This is a genomic window from Arthrobacter sp. 2YAF22_2 (assembly GCF_052114645.1).
Classification (GTDB): domain Bacteria; phylum Actinomycetota; class Actinomycetes; order Actinomycetales; family Micrococcaceae; genus Arthrobacter.
Genome location: NZ_JBFRFD010000665.1, coordinates 1 through 1,662 on the forward strand (window position 1 = coordinate 1; position 1,662 = coordinate 1,662).

General features: G+C 66.2%; 1 protein-coding gene. It reads left to right on the top strand.

Annotated elements, in window-relative coordinates; translation table 11 throughout:
• Positions 1 to 296: 296 nt before the first annotated feature.
• A partial coding sequence (locus AB4Y86_RS18485) for an MFS transporter (protein ID WP_441403599.1) occupies positions 297 to 1,662 on the top strand: 1,366 nt, incomplete at its 3' end.

Genomic DNA, 1,662 nt, shown 5'->3' on the forward strand with positions numbered 1-1,662 from the left:
GTGGATGACATGTGGTGACGCTTTCGTGAAGACCGGATCGACCTGCGGAGGGACGTCCGGCAAAGGAATGGATATATCTGACATAATAGTCGCCGAAGTCCACCCAATGGACAAATAGTCCAGTATTTGGACGTGAGCACGGTCCCACCCCTTGGACACCCCGCCAGCGGTCCCCGACTCCGCCTCACGCTGTGGCGCAAGCCACGTTAGGCAAACGTCACAGCGCGTTAACAAACCACGAGCGTCCCCGAAACGCGGCGTCCCTAGTTTTGAGGGACACCACGATGGAGGTCCCCGTGACTGCTGAACGCATTGCAGACGCCGCAACCGRCGTTTCCCCGAACCACGACGCCGCTGCTGGAGCGGCCGCCGCGCCCGCCGCAGCATCCGCCGAACRCACCGCCGTCGGCGGCCCGGCGCTGGAGTACCGGCCGGGCCGGTGGATTGCCAACTGGGACGCCGAAAACAAGGCCCAGTGGGAGTCTCTGGGCCGTGGGATCRCCCGCCGGAACTTGAACTGGTCCATCTTCGCCGAGTTCCTGGGTTTTGTGGTCTGGCAGCTCTGGTCGATTGTGGTGGTCCAACTCCCCGCCGCCGGCTTCCGCTTCTCCACCAACGAAATCTTCTGGTTGATCTCGATGCCCAGCCTGGTTGGCGCGACGTTGCGGATCCCCTACACCTTCATGGTCCCGCGCTTCGGCGGCCGGAACTGGACCATCGTCTCGGCCATGCTGCTGCTGGTTCCCTCAACCGGGCTGGCGCTCTGCGTCGGCAACCCGGGCACTCCGTTCGGTGTGATGCTGCTCGTTGCCGCCCTGGCCGGCTTCGGCGGCGGAAACTTCGCCAGCTCGATGGCCAACATCACGTTCTTCTACCCGGCCCGCGAAAAGGGCTGGGCGCTGGGGCTGAACGCCGCAGGCGGAAACCTGGGCGCCGCCGTTGCGCAGCTCGCCGTACCGGTCGCCGTCACTCTGCTGGCCGCAGGCTCCGTGAATCTGCCCGTCGCCGGGCTGATGTGGATCCCGCTGATCCTGCTCGCCGCGTTCGGTGCCTGGAAGTACATGGACAACCTGACCAGCGCCAGGGGCGATGTCGCCGGCTCGCTCGCCGCCGTCAGGGAACCGCACCTGTGGGTGATGGCCTTGCTCTACATCGGCACCTTCGGCTCCTTCATCGGCTTCGCCGGTGTGTTCCCCAAGCTCATCAAGGACTACTTCCCGGCGTTCTCCTCGATCGCCGTCGGAACCGTGGCGTTGTCGCTGGCGTTCCTGGGCCCGCTGGTCGGCTCCCTGGCCCGGCCCTTCGGCGGGAGGATGGCTGACCGGCTGGGCGGGGCACGGATGACCGTGACCGCGTTCGGCGCGATGGCAGTCATCACCCTGGCCATGGTCTGGACCCTGCCGCTGGGGAGCTTCTGGCTCTTCCTGGTTCTCTTCCTGGCCTTGTTCACTGCCAGCGGCTTCGGCAACGGCGCCACCTACCGGATGATCCCGGTGATCTTCGTCTTGCACAGCCGGGCGGCGCTCTCCGGGGCCAGCACGGTTGACACCCAGCGGCTGGCCTCCTCCGCGCTGGGCCTGATTTCCGCGGTCGGCGCCTACGGCGGCTTCGTGATCCCACAGGTCCTCAACGCCTCCAACACAGCCAGCGGCTCCTACACCC